Source organism: Pantoea leporis (genome assembly GCF_028048155.1).
In the GTDB taxonomy this organism is placed as follows: Bacteria; Pseudomonadota; Gammaproteobacteria; order Enterobacterales; family Enterobacteriaceae; genus Pantoea; species Pantoea leporis.
The window spans coordinates 167,515-183,958 of the sequence record NZ_JALMEU010000006.1 but is presented as its reverse complement, the minus strand read 5'-3'; the positions used below and the strand labels follow the sequence as shown (position 1 = coordinate 183,958).

The following is a 16,444-nucleotide window of genomic DNA, read 5'->3' as shown; positions in this document are numbered from 1 at the left end:
GCATTTTTTTTGCGTATTAGCCGTAAGTAATTTCAATTTCCTGATTCACTAACAGTGTGTAATGCGCCTGGCTATTGGTTAACAGTGTCCAGTTTTCCCCGCCGATCTGGACTTTATTCTGCGAAGTTAACCAGCCGTCGCTGAATTGCGTGCGATCAAGCGTGATGCGGTCACCCATGTCGCCATCAATCATCAATTGCTGACTATCGTCGTTAATAAATAGCCCCTCACCGCCTTCATTCAGTAACGAGTGCAGATCGAGATTAAGCAGATTATTACCTTTGCCACTTATATCTATTTTCTGCAAACCTTCCACACGTGCACTTAGCGCAGCAAAATCAATTATCTGGTTTTCACCCGAAAAAATAATATTTGCCGCTTTCACCAGATAATGAGACGGATAAGTATTTAACCAGCTCGCGACATCATAAATGTGGCGTTCTCCTGGGATGGGCAAATAGCTCGTCCCATTCCCATCATCTCTTGATTCACTTTCATAATTGGCTTGATATTGGGGTGACGGGATGAATCTCACCGGATAATTTGCAGAGTAGGAACTTTCATTCCCTGCTTCATCTATCGCCTTCACACCAAAATTATTCAGCCCTGCACGCATATCTTGCTGCGGAGTCATTCTCCAGTCACCCTGACTATTTGCATAAGCCGATCCCACCGCCGTACCATCCTGATACAAAATCACCAGGCTGTTAACTTCGGCCTTACCGATAAAATCCAGACGTGCATCGTCGGTATTTTGCCCTGGCAATACCGATTCAATGGGTCCCCTATCATCGAGCACCTGCATAATGAGGGGCTGAATTGTTGTGGTATCAATCAGCAGCGTGACGGTGCTGCTCCATTTACTGACGTTGCCAGCATGATCAATGTTACGTACGCGAAAATTCCATTCACCATCGGAGAGATTTTGCGGTGGAGTCCACAGCCAGGTGCCATCACTGTCTACCGCAACGGTCGCGGTTGTTACCCAACTGCCGTTTTTGCTGGCGTATTGAACGCGTACATATTCATTAGGGTCGCCAGTGCCATACAGCTCAGGGCGGCGATCGTCAGTGGCCCGGATGAGATCAAACTGTCCGCGATACAAACCAACATCATCCTCAAAGTAATTGATGGTGGCGCTATCCGGTTTCTCGGTATCAAGCTGAAATGGCCACTTTAGCGACGGCTGGCTGCGATTATTTGCCCGGTCTTCTGCCACGGCACTCAACTCATATGCACCGTCGTTAGGCAGGTTCACTTCCACCTCCCATTTGCCATGCTGATTAGCGGTTACCGAAGCCAGGGGCGTTTTGCTGTTTTTGTTGTAGATGTATACCAGGCTATTTGCTTCTGCCTCGCCACGCACGACAGGATTTGCGTCGTTGGTGTAACCATGTCGCTTAATGCTATTGCCGTTATGTATTCCACCCGCTGCATAGTCTTCGATTGCAGTAATTTGCGGCTTGTCAGGCGCGATAGTATCAATGTTGTAATTGACCGAAACGATATCACTTTGGTTATTAGCGCGATCAACGGCAATAAAGGTCAGCACATGTTCACCGTCAGGCAACGGTTGAGAAGGCGTCCAGGAAAAACGGCCGCCACTCACTGGCACACTTATTGGGTTTTTACCATTGACCATGATGATGACTGCAACGGTATCTGGCGAATGCGCACTGCCTTCCCATCGCTTCTGCGCATCGTTATACCAGTCGGATTGAATATGCACGGTGTGAGGTGAAGGGGTATTACTGGAAGCAGAGGCGTTAAAAAATAACATAAAAACTCCTTAAAAATAAATAATTTCAATGAGTTGCCAACTCACTTTCATCTTTATTATTTTGGTGTTTTTACGGTTATCAGATTCGTCCCGAATCTAAGGTTCTTAAATGCAGTGCATCTTAAAAGCAAAAAGCCAGCCGGGACTGGGCTGGCTTTGTTAGCTGAAGCAAATCATTAGCTTTTAACGTTCTGCATCAGTCCTTTGCGCTGCTCTTCCAGCACGGTTACGCGGTTGCATACTTCATGGCCGAAGTTCTGGAAATCCTGCTCCTGCTTATTCCACTCCGCCTGCACCGACTGTTGTAAACCGCCAAGGTTGCCCATAATGGCCTGCAGTGGATTGCTGCCACTCGCCGCCTGGCTGCTGCCCATTTCGTTGAGACTATCCTGCATGATGCCGCCTAGCGTGCTCTGCACCAGCTTCTCGCCTTCCGCGCGCACCTGATCGATAGCCTGATGATGGAACGTCAGTCCGTCGGGACGATGCTCAATAATGCGGTTCATTTGTTGCTTGAGCTGGCCATCCAGTTTGGTGAGACGATTACGCACATTGCTGTTCGCGCCGAGCTTGTCGACAATCACTTTATCCAGCGCCACGCGGCTGCGCTCCAGACGCGAGGTTGCGCCGCTATCGATCCACGGCAAATCGCGACGCAGCGCGGTCTGGTAGTCGATGGCTTTCTGGCGCGCGGCGTTATCAACGTTGACCTTCTGGCCATTAAACTGCACGTCACCCTGCGGAGTGATTTCGAGGTTGCCGTTGGTTCCCACCACCTGCACGCTCTGCGGTTTAATGATCACATCATCCTGTGGCTTGACGCTGCACTCGTATGCAGCCTGAGCCTGAGTTGCCGCCAGCAGCAGCGCGGCGATAAGTGCCTTACGAACCATGAAATCTCCCTTTTTACGCGCTGAAAGGTCGGGCGTTGAGCGTCGCAGCCATTTTTGTGGCGGCCAGCGCGCAGCATCCGGAGCGTACATAAGTACGTGAGGAATGCGAGCACTGCCCGGTGCAAAAAGGGCAAGTAAGCTAGCCCGATACGATCTTTAGTCCCACCAAACGTCGAAGAGTTCAGTCACCTGCACATCCGTCAGGTTATGAGCTTCCAGCCACTTACGCACCAGTTCGCGGTGCTCGTCGGTGCATTTGCCGGTTTCCTGCAAGCACACCAGACCTTCCCACACCAGATAACCGCTGCCGTCATACGCCAGACCGTTCGGCGCGATCACTTCATTAATGAACTGATCAACAGTGGCGTCGATTTGCTCCTCGGTGGTGCCTTCGGCGAAACGCCAGGCGACGGAGAAGCCTAATTCCTGAAACTCATCAATATGCAGTTTTTTACGCAAACGACGGCTACGCTGTACGGCCATTATTTCACCCTCTCAAACATCAGATCCCATACGCCATGGCCCAGTCGCTGCCCGCGCTGCTCAAACTTGGTTAACGGACGCGTTTCAGGACGCGGCACGTAATTGTTACTTTCCGACTGATTTTTATATCCGTCGATGCTGCTCATCACTTCTAACATGTGTTCGGCGTAGGCTTCCCAGTCGGTCGCCATATGGAATACGCCGCCCAGCTTCAATTTGCGCATCACCAGCTCAGCAAACGGCACCTGTACGATGCGACGTTTGTTATGACGCGCTTTGTGCCACGGATCCGGGAAGAACAGCTGCACCATGCGCAGCGAGTTATCCGGAATCATCTTCTGCAGCACTTCTACCGCGTCGTGACACATTACGCGCAGGTTCTCCACGCCCGCTTCCTTCGCCGACGCCAGGCAAGCACCCACGCCCGGCGCATGCACTTCCAGGCCAAGGAAATTCTGATGTGGATTGTTCTGCGCCATGGTCACCAGCGAGGCGCCCATGCCGAAACCGATCTCCAGCACTACCGGCGCGTCACGGCCAAACAGCGTCACCAGATCCAGCGGCTCCTGCTGGAACTCCACGCCCATCTCCGGCCATAAATTATCGAGCGCGAGCTGCTGTCCTTTCGTTAAGCGCCCCTGACGGCGCACAAAACTGCGGATACGGCGTAATGGCCGCCCGTTCTCATCAAATTCTGGGGTGATGACGTCATTAATCATGTTGAAGCCTGCTGGTTAGCCTGTTCTGGGAAACGGGCATTATGCAAAGTTAGGAAGCAGAAGCAAGCCTTTGCAATGTTCCGGTTTACACCCTGAGGTCTCTGTGCTGGAATTCCTGCCTGATTGTAGAGTAAACACGGAAAATTTCCTTCTTATGATGCAAGCGCCGACGTTCGCGCAACAAGTGCTGGATTGGTATCAGCGCTTTGGCCGCAAAACCCTGCCGTGGCAGCAGGAGAAAACGCCGTACAAGGTATGGCTCTCTGAAGTGATGCTGCAGCAAACCCAGGTTGCTACCGTCATTCCCTATTTTGAACGCTTTATGGCGCGCTTCCCGACGGTGGCCGATCTGGCAGCGGCACCGCTGGACGAAGTGCTGCATCTGTGGACCGGTCTCGGCTATTACGCGCGCGCGCGCAATTTGCACAAAGCCGCGAAACAGGTGGTGGAGAAGCACGGCGGCGAGTTCCCGCGAAACTTCGACGATGTCGCAGCGCTGCCGGGCATTGGCCGTTCTACCGCGGGCGCGGTGTTATCGCTGTCGCTCGGTCTGCACTTCCCAATTCTGGATGGCAACGTAAAACGCGTGCTGGCGCGCTGCTACGCGGTGGGCGGCTGGCCGGGTAAAAAGGAGGTTGAAAAACGGCTATGGCAGATCAGCGAAGATGTGACGCCAGCGGCAGGCGTAAGCCAGTTCAATCAGGCGATGATGGACCTTGGCGCATTAGTATGTACTCGCTCACGCCCTAAATGTGAAATCTGCCCGCTCAACAGCAGATGCGTAGCTTATGCCAACAACAGCTGGGCGGCGTATCCCGGTAAGAAACCCAAACAGACCTTGCCAGAACGTAGCGGCTGGATGCTGATGATGCAGGATGGCGATGACGTGTGGTTAGAGCAGCGCCCGCCGGTTGGCCTGTGGGGCGGACTGTTCTGCTTCCCGCAGTTTACAAGTGAGCAAGCGCTAACTGACTGGCTAACTGAGCGCGGCATTTATGTTAAACCGCAGCAGCTCACCGCATTCCGCCATACCTTCAGCCATTTCCACTTAGACATTGTGCCTATGTGGCTCGCAAAGCCTTCCGCTGGGTCGCTGATGGATGAAGCGGGCGGTCTCTGGTATAACTTAGCGCAACCACCGTCAGTGGGTTTGGCGGCGCCGGTTGAGCGCTTGCTGCATGAATTGCGCCATCCCCAGCAGCTTACGCGTCGAGCAGACGTGACCGAAGAGGAAGAGTAATGAGCCGCACCATTTTTTGTACTTATCTGCAACGCGACGCTGAAGGTCAGGACTTTCAGCTCTATCCTGGCGAATTGGGTAAGCGCATCTTTAATGAGATCTCCAAAGAGGCCTGGCAGCAGTGGATGTCCAAGCAAACCATGCTGATCAATGAGAAGAAATTGAGCATGATGAACCCGGAAGATCGCAAAGTGCTGGAGAAGGAGATGATCAATTTCCTGTTCGAAGGCAAAGATGTGCACATTGAAGGTTACACCCCGCCAGAAAAATAACCGTTCAGGGCTTCCCTTTGAGGCCCTCTTTTTCGATTCAGGCACGCATTAACAATGAATAAAAAACTGATAGCGCTCTTGGTGATTGCACCACTTTTGGTCTCCTGCTCCGGACAAAAAAAATCGCAGTTTCATGAAGAGTGGGTCAAGGACACCAACGGTTTCGATATTTTGATGGGCCAGTTTGCCCACAATATTGAAAACATTTGGGGAATCAATGAAGTTCTGATCGCCGGACCGAAAGATTACGTCAAATATAGCGACGGTTATTACACCCGCAGTCACATCAACTTTGACAGCGGTAGCATCACAATTGAGACCATTTCCGGCACCGATCCGATGGCCAGCCTGCGTCAGGCGATCATCACCACGCTGTTGATTGGCGAAGATCCGGGCAATGTCGATCTCTACTCCGATGCCAATGATATTCAAATCAGTAAAGAGCCGCTGCTGTACGGCCAGGTGCTGGATAATACCGGCCAGCCGATCCGCTGGCAGGGCCGCGCCGGCAGCTTTGCTGATTATCTGATTCAAAACAAACTGCAGAAACGCACCTCCGGATTGCACGTCATCTGGTCGGTTACCATTCCGATGGTGCCAAACCACCTCGACAAACGTGCGCACAAATATCTGCCAATGGTGCGTAAAGCCGCTGAACAATATGGCGTGGATGCGTCACTGATTCTGGCGATTATGCAGATTGAATCGAGCTTCAACCCGTATGCGGTGAGCCACGCTGATGCGCTGGGGTTAATGCAGGTGGTGCAGCATACCGCCGGTGTTGATGTGTTCCGTATGAAGGGCAAAGGTGGCAAACCGAGCCGCAGCTATCTGCTTGATCCTGAGAATAATATTGATGCGGGCACCGCGTATTTGTCGCTGCTGCAGAGAAGTTATTTAGGTGGGATTCAGGATCCGACATCACGGCGTTATGCGGTGATCACCGCGTACAACGGCGGTGCGGGCAGCGTGCTACGCGTGTTCTCCAGCGATAAGGATCGCGCGTTCTCGTCAATAAATAGTATGTCGCCGACGGAAGTTTACCAGACGCTGACCACCAACCATCCATCGGCAGAATCACGGCGTTATCTGTATAAAGTGAGCCAGGCGCAGCGCAGTTATCGACGATTTTAAGCTGGTGCGGTTTGTCCCTCATCCCAACCTTCTCCCGCTCGCGGGAGAAGGGGCCGATCCAGCACGTACGTAACAATGAGCGCCCTCTAAACATTCCCTCTCCCGCGTGCGGGAGAGGGTTAGGGTGAGGACAAGTGCAATCAGCTCACCATCATATTCGCCACCAGATGCTTACGCCCGTGCTCATCTTCTTCGGTGTAAACCCCTTGCAGCTCTGGCGAGAAGCCCGGCAGCAGATTGATGCCCTCTTCCAGCGCGAGGAAATAGCGCTGTACCGCGCCGCCCCACACTTCGCCTGGCACCACGCACAACACGCCCGGCGGATATGGCAACGCGCCTTCGGCCGCTATGCGCCCTTCAGCATCGGCAATCTTAACCAGCTCCACTTCGCCACGAATATAGGCCTGATGCGCATCCTGCGGATTCACTTGCACCGGCGGGAAGCAGGCTGAGCGGAACATCGCTTTCTGCAGATCCTTTACGTCAAAACTGACGTAGAGATCGTGCATCTCCTGACACAAGCGGCGCAGCGTGTAGCCTTTGTAACGCTCAATATTCTTGCGATAAACGCTCGGCAGCACTTCCGCCAGCAGCGCATCCTCGCGCACGTGCTGCTCAAACTGCACCAGCATCGCCACCAGATGCGCCATCTTCTCAGGCGTTTTTGCTGGCGTCAGCAGGAACAGAATCGAGTTGAGGTCGCACTTCTCCGGCACGATGCCGTTCTCGCGCAGATAGTTGGCCAGAATGGTCGCTGGAATGCCGAAGCTGGTGTACTCACCGCTGGCGGCATCAATCCCCGTGGTGGTGAGCAGCAGCTTGCAGGGATCCACCAGATACTGCTCCTGTGCATAGCCTTCAAAACCGTGCCACTTTGCGCCCGGCTCAAGGCTGAAGTATGCCGGATCGATGGCGATGGCTTCCGTTTCCGCCGCTTGCCACAGCTTGCCGTGCACTTTCTCCGGCAGGAACGGCTGAATCATTTCGCAACGTTCAAGAATCGCTTTACGCGCATCAATGCCGATGGTGACGCACTCGTGCCACATGCTGCGTCCGGCCTCGCCTTTATGCATGCGGGCATTGATGTCCAGCGCGGCAAACAGCGGATAGAACGGGCTGGTTGAGGCGTGCAGCATAAACGCATTGTTGAGGCGTTTGTGCGGACAGAAACGCTGCTGCCCACGGATGTGATTGTCTTTCTTATGGATTTGCGACGTCTGTGAGAAACCGGCCAGCTGCTTGTGTACCGACTGCGTGACAAAAATGCCCGGATCGTTCTCGTTCAACTCCAGCGTCAGCGGCGAACAGCCGGCCATCAGCGGAATAAACTGCTCGTAGCCAACCCACGCCGAATCAAACAGGATGTAATCGCACAGATGTCCGATGCGATCGACCACCTGACGCGCGTTGTACACCGTGCCGTCGTAAGTGCCGAGCTGAATAATCGCCAGGCGGAATGGACGTTGATCGTTGGCACGATCGGGCGCTACTTTGGCAATTTGATCACGCAGATAAGCATCGTCAAAACAGTGCGCATCAATGCCGCCGATAAAGCCAAACGGATTACGCGCCGCTTCCAGATACACCGGCGTGGCGCCCGCCTGAATCAGTGCGCCATGATGGTTGGATTTGTGGTTGTTGCGGTCAAACAGCACCAGATCGCCGCGCGTCAGCAGCGCGTTGGTGACCACTTTATTGGCGCTGGAGGTGCCGTTAAGCACGAAGTAGGTTTTGTCGGCGTTAAACACTTTCGCCGCGAACTTCTGCGCATCTTTGGCTGAGCCTTCGTGGATCAGCAGATCGCCGAGCTTGACGTCGGCGTTGCACATATCCGAACGGAAGACGTTCTCGCCGTAGAACTCATAGAACTGACGTCCCGCCGGATGTTTGCGGAAGAAGGCACCACCCTGATGTCCCGGGCAGGCAAACGTGCTGTTCTGCATATCGACGTAGCGCGTGAGCGTGTCGAAAAATGGCGGCAGCAACTCGGCTTCATACGCCTGCGCGGCGTCCTCCAGCGCGTCCCACTCTTCTGGCGCGCCGTTGATTTCGCCAGTGACGCCCGGCAGCTTCAGCACTTCTTCATCGAACGCATTGGCGACAAACACCGGCAGATTAAAGCCGACCTTGCGCAATAGCGTCAGCACGCCACTGCGCGTGTCCGACAAGGTGATCACGACCGCAGCGACATCGGTAAAGTCGGTATTGTCCAGCGTCACCACGTCGCGCGCAGTGTTAAGACTAAGGGTTGGCGCTACAGCAACGCTGGCAGCAATTTTCAATGGGTTCATAACACAAATCCCTGAGAGAGGATGAGTGGGTGCCGATGGCACAGCAATGAGGAGGTTTCCTCGGCGAAGTCAATCTGGGAGTTGAACACTAACTGGGGCGCAATCATGTCATCTTTTTTTTGCCGGAACAACCGCTGCGCTGGCCCTCTCTCGCAAGCGGGCGAGGGCGCCGTCCGAGCGAGAGTTAAGGTATGCTGGATCAGTTCCCTGTCCCACCTGTGGGAGAGGGTTAGGGTGAGGGCAAAAAAGGAGTACTATACCCCCACTTTCCTCAACCAGCCGGAGGCTGCATGTTCAAGGCATTGGTCATTGAAAATGATGAACAGGGATATCGCACATCCCTGAAAGATCTGTCAGAAAAACAACTGCCCGATCAGGATGTCACCCTCGAAGTAAGCTACTCCACGCTCAACTACAAAGACGCGCTCGCCATCTGCAACAAAGGCCCGATTGTGCGGCAATTCCCGATGGTGCCGGGCATCGACTTTGTTGGTCGGGTGATCAGCAGCCGCCATGCCGAATGGCAGCAGGACGACGTGGCGCTGCTCACTGGCTGGGGCGTAGGCGAAAAGCATTGGGGCGGGCTGGCGCAGAAAGCCAGCGTCTCGGGCGACTGGCTGGTACAAGTGCCGGCCGCACTGAGCCCGCTACAAACCATGGCAATTGGCACCGCGGGCTTCACCGCCATGTTGTGCGTGCTGGCGCTGGAAAAAAAGGGCATCACGCCGCAGCACGGCCCGGTTTTAGTCACTGGCGCGAGTGGCGGCGTTGGCAGCTTCAGCGTCAGCTTGCTGGCACGTCTCGGCTATGAGGTTATTGCTTCCAGCGGTCGCGCCAGCGATAGCGATTACCTGATTAACACGCTGGGCGCGACGTCGATTATCGATCGCGCAGAGCTGAGCGATCCGGGCAAACCGCTGGCGAAAGAGCGCTGGGCGGCGGCGATTGATAGCGTCGGCAGCCACACGCTGGCCAATGTGTTAGCGGGCATCAAGCGCGATGGCGTGGTAGCCGCGTGCGGCATGGCGCAAGGTTTGGATCTGCCGACCAGCGTCGCGCCGTTCATTTTGCGCGGCGTGGTGCTGGCGGGCGTGGATAGCGTGATGTGTGCAAAACCGCTGCGGCAGCAGGCGTGGCAGCGCCTGGCGGAACTGGTGGATGGCGACCTGCTACAGCAGTTAACCAAGGTGATTCCGCTGAGCGAAGCGCGCGAAGGTGCCAAGCAGCTGCTGGCCGGTAAAGTACGCGGCAGATTGATCGTCGATTGCAGATAATCGCACATCACGTAGCGGCGCAATTTATGGCGCGTCTTTTCACAGAGCGCGATAAATCGCGCCGCTACGGTCTCAGGCACGCAGTTGAATCTGCGGCCTGCCCTTCTCATTCTGCATCACCACATCCAACTCCGCCTGATACCAGCGCGTCAGCGTGTGTTCGGTCATCACCTCATTGGGTGCGCCTTCCGCCACCAGCTTGCCCTGATGCAGTAACAGCACGCGATCCGACCACAGCGACGCGAGGTTAAGATCGTGCAGCACGGTGCAGACGCTGAAGCGTCCGTTGCGCGTCAGGCGATGCAGCAAACGCAAACTGTGCTGCTGCCAGAACAGATCCAGCGCGGAAGTGGGTTCGTCGAGAAACAGCCAGCCGCGCGGGCCATCATCGTGCCACAGCTGAGCCAGCACGCGCGCCAGCTGCACGCGCTGCTGTTCCCCACCGGAAAGCGATCGATAGTCGCGCTGTGCCAGCTCAAGGCTGCCGGTAATGTGCATCACCTCGTCAATCACCGCTTTGGAATGAGCGCGCGGCCAGGGCGCGCGGCCCATCGCCACCACATCGGCGGCGGGCAGCGGAAAACTCACGCTATTTTGCTGACGCATCACCGCGCGGCGCTGCGCCAGCGGTTCCCGCGGCCAACTGTTTAGCGGACGATCGCCGAGCCAGCACTCGCCCGCTTGCGGCGTGAGAAAGCCGGTCAGCAAGCGCAGCAGCGTGGATTTCCCCGCGCCGTTGGGGCCGATCAGCGCGATCATTTCGCCAGGCTGCAAAGTCAGGGAAACGTCGTCGATCAACGCGCGTGAGCCGTGGCTAAATCGCAGCCCGCGTGCCTGCATGCAGTCACTCATTCATCCCCCTTTGCTCACGCAGAATCAGCCAGAGAAACCACGGGCCGCCCAGTAGGCTGGTTAACAGGCCAACCGGCATTTCCGCCGGCACCACCACGGTGCGCGCCAGCGTATCGGCCAGCAGCAGCAAAATCGCGCCCGCCAGCGCCGAACCGGGCAGCATCCAGCGATGATCGCTGCCGAGACAGAAACGCATCAGGTGCGGCACCACTAAACCGACAAAGCCGATAATGCCACTCACCGCCACGGCGGTGCCTACCAGCAACGCGCTCAACACCAGCAGCTGACGCTGCGTGCGCTTAACGTCGATGCCCATGTAATGTGCATCCTCTTCGCCGAGCTGCAGCAAATTGAGACGACGCGCGCGCAGCTGAATCGCTATCAGCGCCGGCAGAATCAGCACCGCGCACACCGCCAGGCTCGGCCACTGCGCCGCACTCAAACTGCCCATGCCCCACAGCGCCAGCTGACGCAGTTGCTGATCGTTACTCAACCACGACAGCACGCCGACCGCCGCGCCGCATAAGGCGTTGATGGCGATCCCGACCAGCAGCAAGCGCGACAAATTGCCCAGCGCCAGACGGCTAAAGCTGAAGATCAGTAGCGTCACCACCAAACTGCCCACAAAGGCCGCGAGTGTTGGCAGCCACAGCGCCAGCAGCGGCGGCAAGCCGAGCGGGATAACGATCGATATCGCCACCGCTAAACCCGCTCCGCTGCTGATGCCGAGCAAACCGGGATCGGCCAGCGGGTTGCGAAACAATCCCTGCATCACCGCGCCGGACACCGCCAGCGCCATGCCGAGCAGCACCGCCAGCAGCACGCGCGGCAGACGGATGTTGATCCAGATTTGCCACGCCATATCGCTGAGCGGCGCACGCAACAAAGTGCGCATTGAAAGCGGCATCGCGCCGAAGTTGGCCGCCATCAGCATCACTATCAGCATGCAGATGGCCATCAAACCGAGCCAGCGCATCACGGATGTAGTTGCCATATTTTTCCCCTAAATAATTCAAGGTGCAGGAAGGCAGCAAGTGTTCGAATCCCCAGGAGCTTACACAAGTAAGTGACTGGGGTGAGAACACGCAGCTAACGCGCCTGCGGCTTGAAGTATGACGGGGAAGCCGCTTCGGCTGCGTGGCGCAGTTTGATAATCGCGCCCGGCGTATCAAGGCCAAAGCTCAGCAGCGCCATCTCATCCACCACCAGCAACGCGCGATGCTGACCGGCTGGCGTCAGTGCCAAACCTGGCAGCGACCACACTTTCTCTTCGCCGCCCAGCGTACGCAGGCCATCTTCACCCACCACGATCAAATCCGGTGCCGCCGCAACCACGCCTTCCTGCGACAGCTGCTGATAGTGCGGCACCGCCGCCATCGCGTTAATCAGACCCGCGCTGCGAATCGCGCCGTCCGCGCCAGTTTGTGCGCCCGCCGCCTGAGTGCGCATGCCGCCGTGCGCCATGATAAACAGCACTTTGATCGGCAACGGTTTTTGTGGGATCTGCGCGCGCTGCTTGTTGACCTTCTCGATCAGCGCGTTGGCTTCCTCTTCACGATGCAGCGCCTTGCCGATGGTAGCGATTTTTTCCGCGATGGCGTCGAGGCTGTTTTTGCCGGTGACATCCACCACTTTTACGCCAGCTTGCGCCACTTGCTGCAGCACCAGCGACGGTTTTGCCAGCTCGCTGCTCAGCACCAGTGTCGGTTTCAGTGCCAGAATCCCTTCGGCATTCAACTGCCGCATATAACCGACATCCGGCAACTTGTTGGCCTGCGCCGGATGCTGGCTGGTGCTGTCACGCGCTACCAGATCCTGCTGCGCATCCAATGCATAGATGATTTGCGTGACGTCACCGCCAATCGAGATCACCCGCTCGGCCGCAACAGCAGGCAGCGCCAGCGCAGTCAGCAGCAACAGAAGTTTTCTCATGCTAACGCCTCCAGCGACATCACCTGCTCGCGCCAGCGCGCCTGCTCCGGCGTGCCTTCGCTGCGCTGACCGTACAACTGCGCGATCTGCGTGCCGTCGGCGGCAAACAGTTCCAGGCTGGTGACGAAGCCGTCGCCGCTCGGTTTGCGCGTCACCCAGCTTTCGCTGATGTGATCCGCCATCAAATGCAGTGTGAAGGTGGGATTGAAGATGTTGATCCAGTTATCCATCGGCATCAGCTTCTGCACCGCGCCGGTGAAGATCTGCGTGCAGCCACGGTTGCCGATAAAAATCATGATTTCATTGCCATCCTGCTGCGCCAGATCCAGCAGCTGCGCCAGCGAGTCATTACTCACCTGACGCGCCAGATCGTCCGCCACCGCGCGGAACGCCTGCGGGCGCGAGATGTTGTGACGCTTCAGCAGACCAAAGAACTGATGCACATCGGTGATGGCGCGCCATTCGGCTTCCACTTTGCTGGCATCAACCGCCCTGCTGTATTGCGACGCGCTGGCGGGCTGCGGATCTAACACCGCCGCGTTCTCCAGCACAAACGCCGCAATCAGCGCATCCCACGCGGGGCGATCGGTATTTTCAGTGGGGTAGATTTTCAGCACCGCATCAGCGTGGCGATCAAAAATCTGGATGCTTTGACGTTCACCGTGGGCGCTCAGCTCACGCAGGAAGAACGCGCTGTGCCACTGATGCGGGAACAGACGCTGATCGAGCGCGCGCGGGTTGAGAATTAGTCCGGCGTGTTCGCCGAGGTGCAGGTTTTCATATTTGCCCACCTGCTCGTGAACCGCATATTCATTGCGGGTGATGCTTTTGGTTTCACCCACCGCCGCCAGTGCTGCCAGCAGCGCAGGGAAATCAGCTTTTAACGCCTTTGCATCCTGGCCGACACGCGCTTCACACAGCTGCGCTTCGCCAATGCCCATCAGCGCGGCGAGATCGCGCGCGTACTTTTTCGGATGCTCGCCTTTCAGCGCCAGATAGTGATCGTAACGTGAGTTCATTGCCTTGCTCCATGAAAATGCCCTGCGCTGCCGCAGGGCGAAAAGGGATTAGAAATCGACGTTCACACCCAACTGGAAGGTGCGGCCTGGCATCACCGCCAGGTTGATGTCGTTGCGTTCCTGGGCGTTGCTGCTGGTCAGCGTGCGGCTGCTGGTGTAATCCCAGTATTTGCGATCGGTAATGTTGTAGATACCGCCGCTCAGCTTGACGTTTTTCGTCGCCTGCCAGTAAGCCGTTGCATCCACCATGCCGTAACCCGGCACGCGCATATATTCCGTGGTGGAATCGGTGATCGCCGTGCCGGTGTTGGTGTAGCTTTCGCGGTTGGTCGCCGTGGCCTGCTTGCCTTTCACGAAGGTGGCGGTCAGCGCGGCGCCGTAGCCGCGCGCTTTGTCATCCCACGCCAGGCCAACAATCGCTTTCAATGGCGCGACGCTATCGAGATCGATGTACTTGTCACCGGCGTAGCTGGACTTGGATTTACCTTCGTTATAGCCCAGCGCAAAGGTGCTGCTCAGGCCATCGACCTGCGGGAACCAGGTGCCGTAATTCACTTTGGTGGATATCTCAGCACCATAAATGTAGGCCTTATCGCGGTTTTCAGCCTGATAGCTGGTGTAGATGTTGCTCGGAACGTTGACGAACATCTCCGGATTGGTGGCGCGGCGATAGCGGGTGTAGGCGATGAAGTTTTTGTACTGGTTATAGAACACCGAGGTGTTGACCGTTACACCTTCTGTCGCCTGGCCTTTCAGGCCCCACTCAAAGTTGTTGCTGGTTTCGGTTTTCAGATCGGTGTTACCAATCAGCGCATATTGCGCGCTACCCGCATAGCTGGAACCCAGGTTCCATGAGCCATACAGCTGGCTGGTGGTGGGGAACTGCACGCCGCGTTTGTATTGCAGATAGGTGGTCAGCGCTGGCGTTAAATCGTACTGGAAGGTCAGCGATGGCAGCACCTGCGTATCGGAGTTAGTTTTGCCATACAGCGCATCAACCTGCTCTTCGGTCAGCACCGTGCTGCCGGTGGTGAGATCGCCGAGATTTTTCGGCTTAGTGCTTTGATACATCACGCGCACGCCGGGGATGACCGCGAAGTTGTGGCTATCTAGATCGAAATTGATCTTATCTTGCAGGTATCCTGCCACCGCAAAAGTGCGGCTGTCAGACTGCGGTTGGGTGATGGCGCTAAAGGCGCTCGGCGCTGGCTCCTGGCGGAACGGACGCTCGCTGTTGTCCAGGCGCGCATTGACACCGGCACTCAGCTCGTGGCGGCCCAGCGTTTTGGTGCCGCGCGTGTCGAAGCCATAGCTATCGACGTTGAAATCGGAATAGACAAAGCCGTACTCGCTCGCGCTGGTCGGCAGATAGGTATTGTCGTGCGCCTGAGTTTGCTGCCAGTAAAGGCGCGTGGTCAGCGTATCGATAAAGTCGTTATACGGCGTCCACTCATCCGCCAGATTGATGCCCCAACGGCGCGTATCGCTCTGCTGCTGCGCGGTGCCCCAAACGGTGTTGCCGCTGGTATCCCAGGTATCGTAATGGCTGTGGTTGGTTTTGTGGTAGTAATCAAAGGTGGCGCTCAGCTTGTGCTGATCATTCGGCTGCCAGATCCCGGACGTCATAAAGGCGTCAGAGTGCCAGTTGGCCGGATAAGCCTGTTTCACGTCGCTGTTGTTGCGGGTTTCCTGGCCGTCGCGACGGCTGTAAACAAATAGGCCGCGCAGCTCGTCATCGCCAGCAGCGGCGGTGATGCCGTTGTGCCAGCTGCGATTCGATGAGTCGTAATCGCTCTGGTAACCGAAGTAACTATTTTTGTCGCTGCTAAGGTAATCGTCAGCGGTTTTATTGTGGAACGAGACGTTACCGCCAATCGAGGTATTCGGCTGATCCACCGCCGTGGCGCCCTTCTCAATATCAACGCTGCCGAACAGGTAGGGATCGATGTAATCGCGGCCAATACCAAAGGTGTTGTTGCCGGTGCGGCTGACATAAGGGCGGCCGGTGGCATCCGGAATCGGAATGCCGTCGATATCCATACCGACGCGGTTACTCTCCAGACCACGAATGTTGTAACCGGTGTAACCCGCGCGGTCGAAACCGCTTTTGCCGGCAGAGGATCCGCCGCTGGATCCGGTGGCGCTGATCAGCGGCTCATAACGCATGATCGAACCGAAATCGTTCGCACCGCGTTTTTGCAGCTCTTGTGCCGTGATAGTGGTTTTATTGCCGGCCTGCTGTTTTGGCGCGGTGACGGTGAGAACCGGTTCATTGCTGGTGCTATCGCTGGCGGCAAAGCTGCAAGCGGCATGAATAGCTGAAGATAAGATGGCAACTTTGAAAAGACGTTGCTGGGCCGTTCCCTGAAAGAGTGAAGACATGCGCGAAATACCTGGTTAATTGTTAGTATTCGCTCACTTGCTTGCTGCCGGAAAGTACGGACCTTGGTTAAAAGACCGTAAAAATTATGGACTTATTTTTTGTAATAAATGATGTCGAAAGGAATGTAATGCAAGTGGTAATCATTATCAACTAGCAGTAAGCTAAGATGTAT

The 16,444-nt window shown here is 56.1% G+C and carries 13 protein-coding genes and 1 pseudogene; 4 read left to right on the top strand and 10 right to left on the bottom strand.

The features are described 5' to 3' along the window. Positions 1-16: 16 nt before the first annotated feature. The 4 genes from MWH02_RS16625 to trmB form a co-directional block, all read right to left on the bottom strand. Complete coding sequence (locus MWH02_RS16625) at positions 17-1,780, bottom strand: Ig-like domain-containing protein (RefSeq protein ID WP_271461058.1); 1,764 nt, start codon at positions 1,778-1,780, stop codon at positions 17-19. Positions 1,781-1,956: 176 nt separating this feature from the next. Further along, positions 1,957-2,673 carry a YggN family protein gene (locus MWH02_RS16620; protein WP_110868028.1) on the bottom strand — a complete coding sequence of 239 codons (717 nt, stop codon included), beginning with the start codon at positions 2,671-2,673 and terminating at the stop codon, positions 1,957-1,959. Positions 2,674-2,829: 156 nt separating this feature from the next. Beyond that, positions 2,830-3,156 carry a YggL family protein gene (locus MWH02_RS16615; RefSeq protein ID WP_008107231.1) on the bottom strand — a complete coding sequence of 109 codons (327 nt, stop codon included), beginning with the start codon at positions 3,154-3,156 and terminating at the stop codon, positions 2,830-2,832. Then, complete coding sequence (gene trmB, locus MWH02_RS16610; RefSeq protein ID WP_008107230.1) at positions 3,156-3,875, bottom strand: tRNA (guanosine(46)-N7)-methyltransferase TrmB; 720 nt, start codon at positions 3,873-3,875, stop codon at positions 3,156-3,158. The genes MWH02_RS16615 and trmB overlap by 1 nt, the downstream gene beginning before the upstream one ends. A 154-nt stretch (positions 3,876-4,029) precedes the next feature. Between trmB and mutY the strand changes: the two genes are divergently transcribed. The 3 genes from mutY to mltC are packed head-to-tail and all read left to right on the top strand — an operon-like array spanning position 4,030 to position 6,521. Then, a complete protein-coding gene (gene mutY / locus MWH02_RS16605) occupies positions 4,030-5,115 on the top strand; it encodes an A/G-specific adenine glycosylase (protein WP_271461057.1) in 1,086 nt (361 codons plus the stop codon). After that, positions 5,115-5,387, top strand: coding sequence for an oxidative damage protection protein (locus tag MWH02_RS16600; protein WP_007890330.1), 273 nt, complete (start codon positions 5,115-5,117; stop codon positions 5,385-5,387). Before mutY ends, MWH02_RS16600 begins: the two co-directional genes overlap by 1 nt. Positions 5,388-5,441: 54 nt before the next feature. Continuing rightward, positions 5,442-6,521: a membrane-bound lytic murein transglycosylase MltC gene (gene mltC / locus MWH02_RS16595; protein ID WP_192236401.1), complete on the top strand. Its 1,080-nt coding sequence runs from the start codon at positions 5,442-5,444 to the stop codon at positions 6,519-6,521. Between the two features lie 140 nt (positions 6,522-6,661). Here the strand turns inward: mltC and MWH02_RS16590 are convergent, their stop codons facing one another. Continuing rightward, positions 6,662-8,812 (bottom strand): ornithine decarboxylase, encoded by a 2,151-nt coding sequence (locus tag MWH02_RS16590; protein ID WP_271461056.1) that lies wholly within the window; start codon positions 8,810-8,812, stop codon positions 6,662-6,664. A 290-nt stretch (positions 8,813-9,102) separates the two neighbouring features. Here MWH02_RS16590 and acuI point away from each other — a divergent pair, with 290 nt between their 5' ends. Beyond that, on the top strand, positions 9,103-10,086 hold the full coding sequence (gene acuI, locus MWH02_RS16585) for an acrylyl-CoA reductase (NADPH) (RefSeq protein WP_271461055.1): 984 nt from the start codon (positions 9,103-9,105) through the stop codon (positions 10,084-10,086). A gap of 72 nt (positions 10,087-10,158) precedes the next feature. Here acuI and MWH02_RS16580 read toward each other — a convergent pair whose 3' ends face one another. From MWH02_RS16580 to MWH02_RS16560, 5 genes and pseudogenes are all read right to left on the bottom strand, one after another. After that, the gene (locus MWH02_RS16580) at positions 10,159-10,938 is read right to left on the bottom strand and encodes a heme ABC transporter ATP-binding protein (RefSeq protein WP_271461054.1); all 780 of its coding nucleotides are present in this window, start codon (positions 10,936-10,938) and stop codon (positions 10,159-10,161) included. Next, a complete protein-coding gene (locus MWH02_RS16575) occupies positions 10,931-11,932 on the bottom strand; it encodes a FecCD family ABC transporter permease (RefSeq protein WP_271461053.1) in 1,002 nt (333 codons plus the stop codon). The genes MWH02_RS16580 and MWH02_RS16575 overlap by 8 nt, the downstream gene beginning before the upstream one ends. A gap of 95 nt (positions 11,933-12,027) precedes the next feature. Beyond that, positions 12,028-12,870, bottom strand: coding sequence for a heme/hemin ABC transporter substrate-binding protein (locus tag MWH02_RS16570; RefSeq protein ID WP_101761893.1), 843 nt, complete (start codon positions 12,868-12,870; stop codon positions 12,028-12,030). Then, positions 12,867-13,889, bottom strand: a complete 1,023-nt coding sequence (locus MWH02_RS16565; RefSeq protein ID WP_271461052.1) for a hemin-degrading factor — start codon at positions 13,887-13,889, stop codon at positions 12,867-12,869. The genes MWH02_RS16570 and MWH02_RS16565 overlap by 4 nt, the downstream gene beginning before the upstream one ends. Positions 13,890-13,937: 48 nt before the next feature. After that, positions 13,938-16,160: pseudogene (locus MWH02_RS16560) on the bottom strand (TonB-dependent receptor domain-containing protein); the annotation flags it as partial. Between the last annotated feature and the right edge of the window lie 284 nt (positions 16,161-16,444).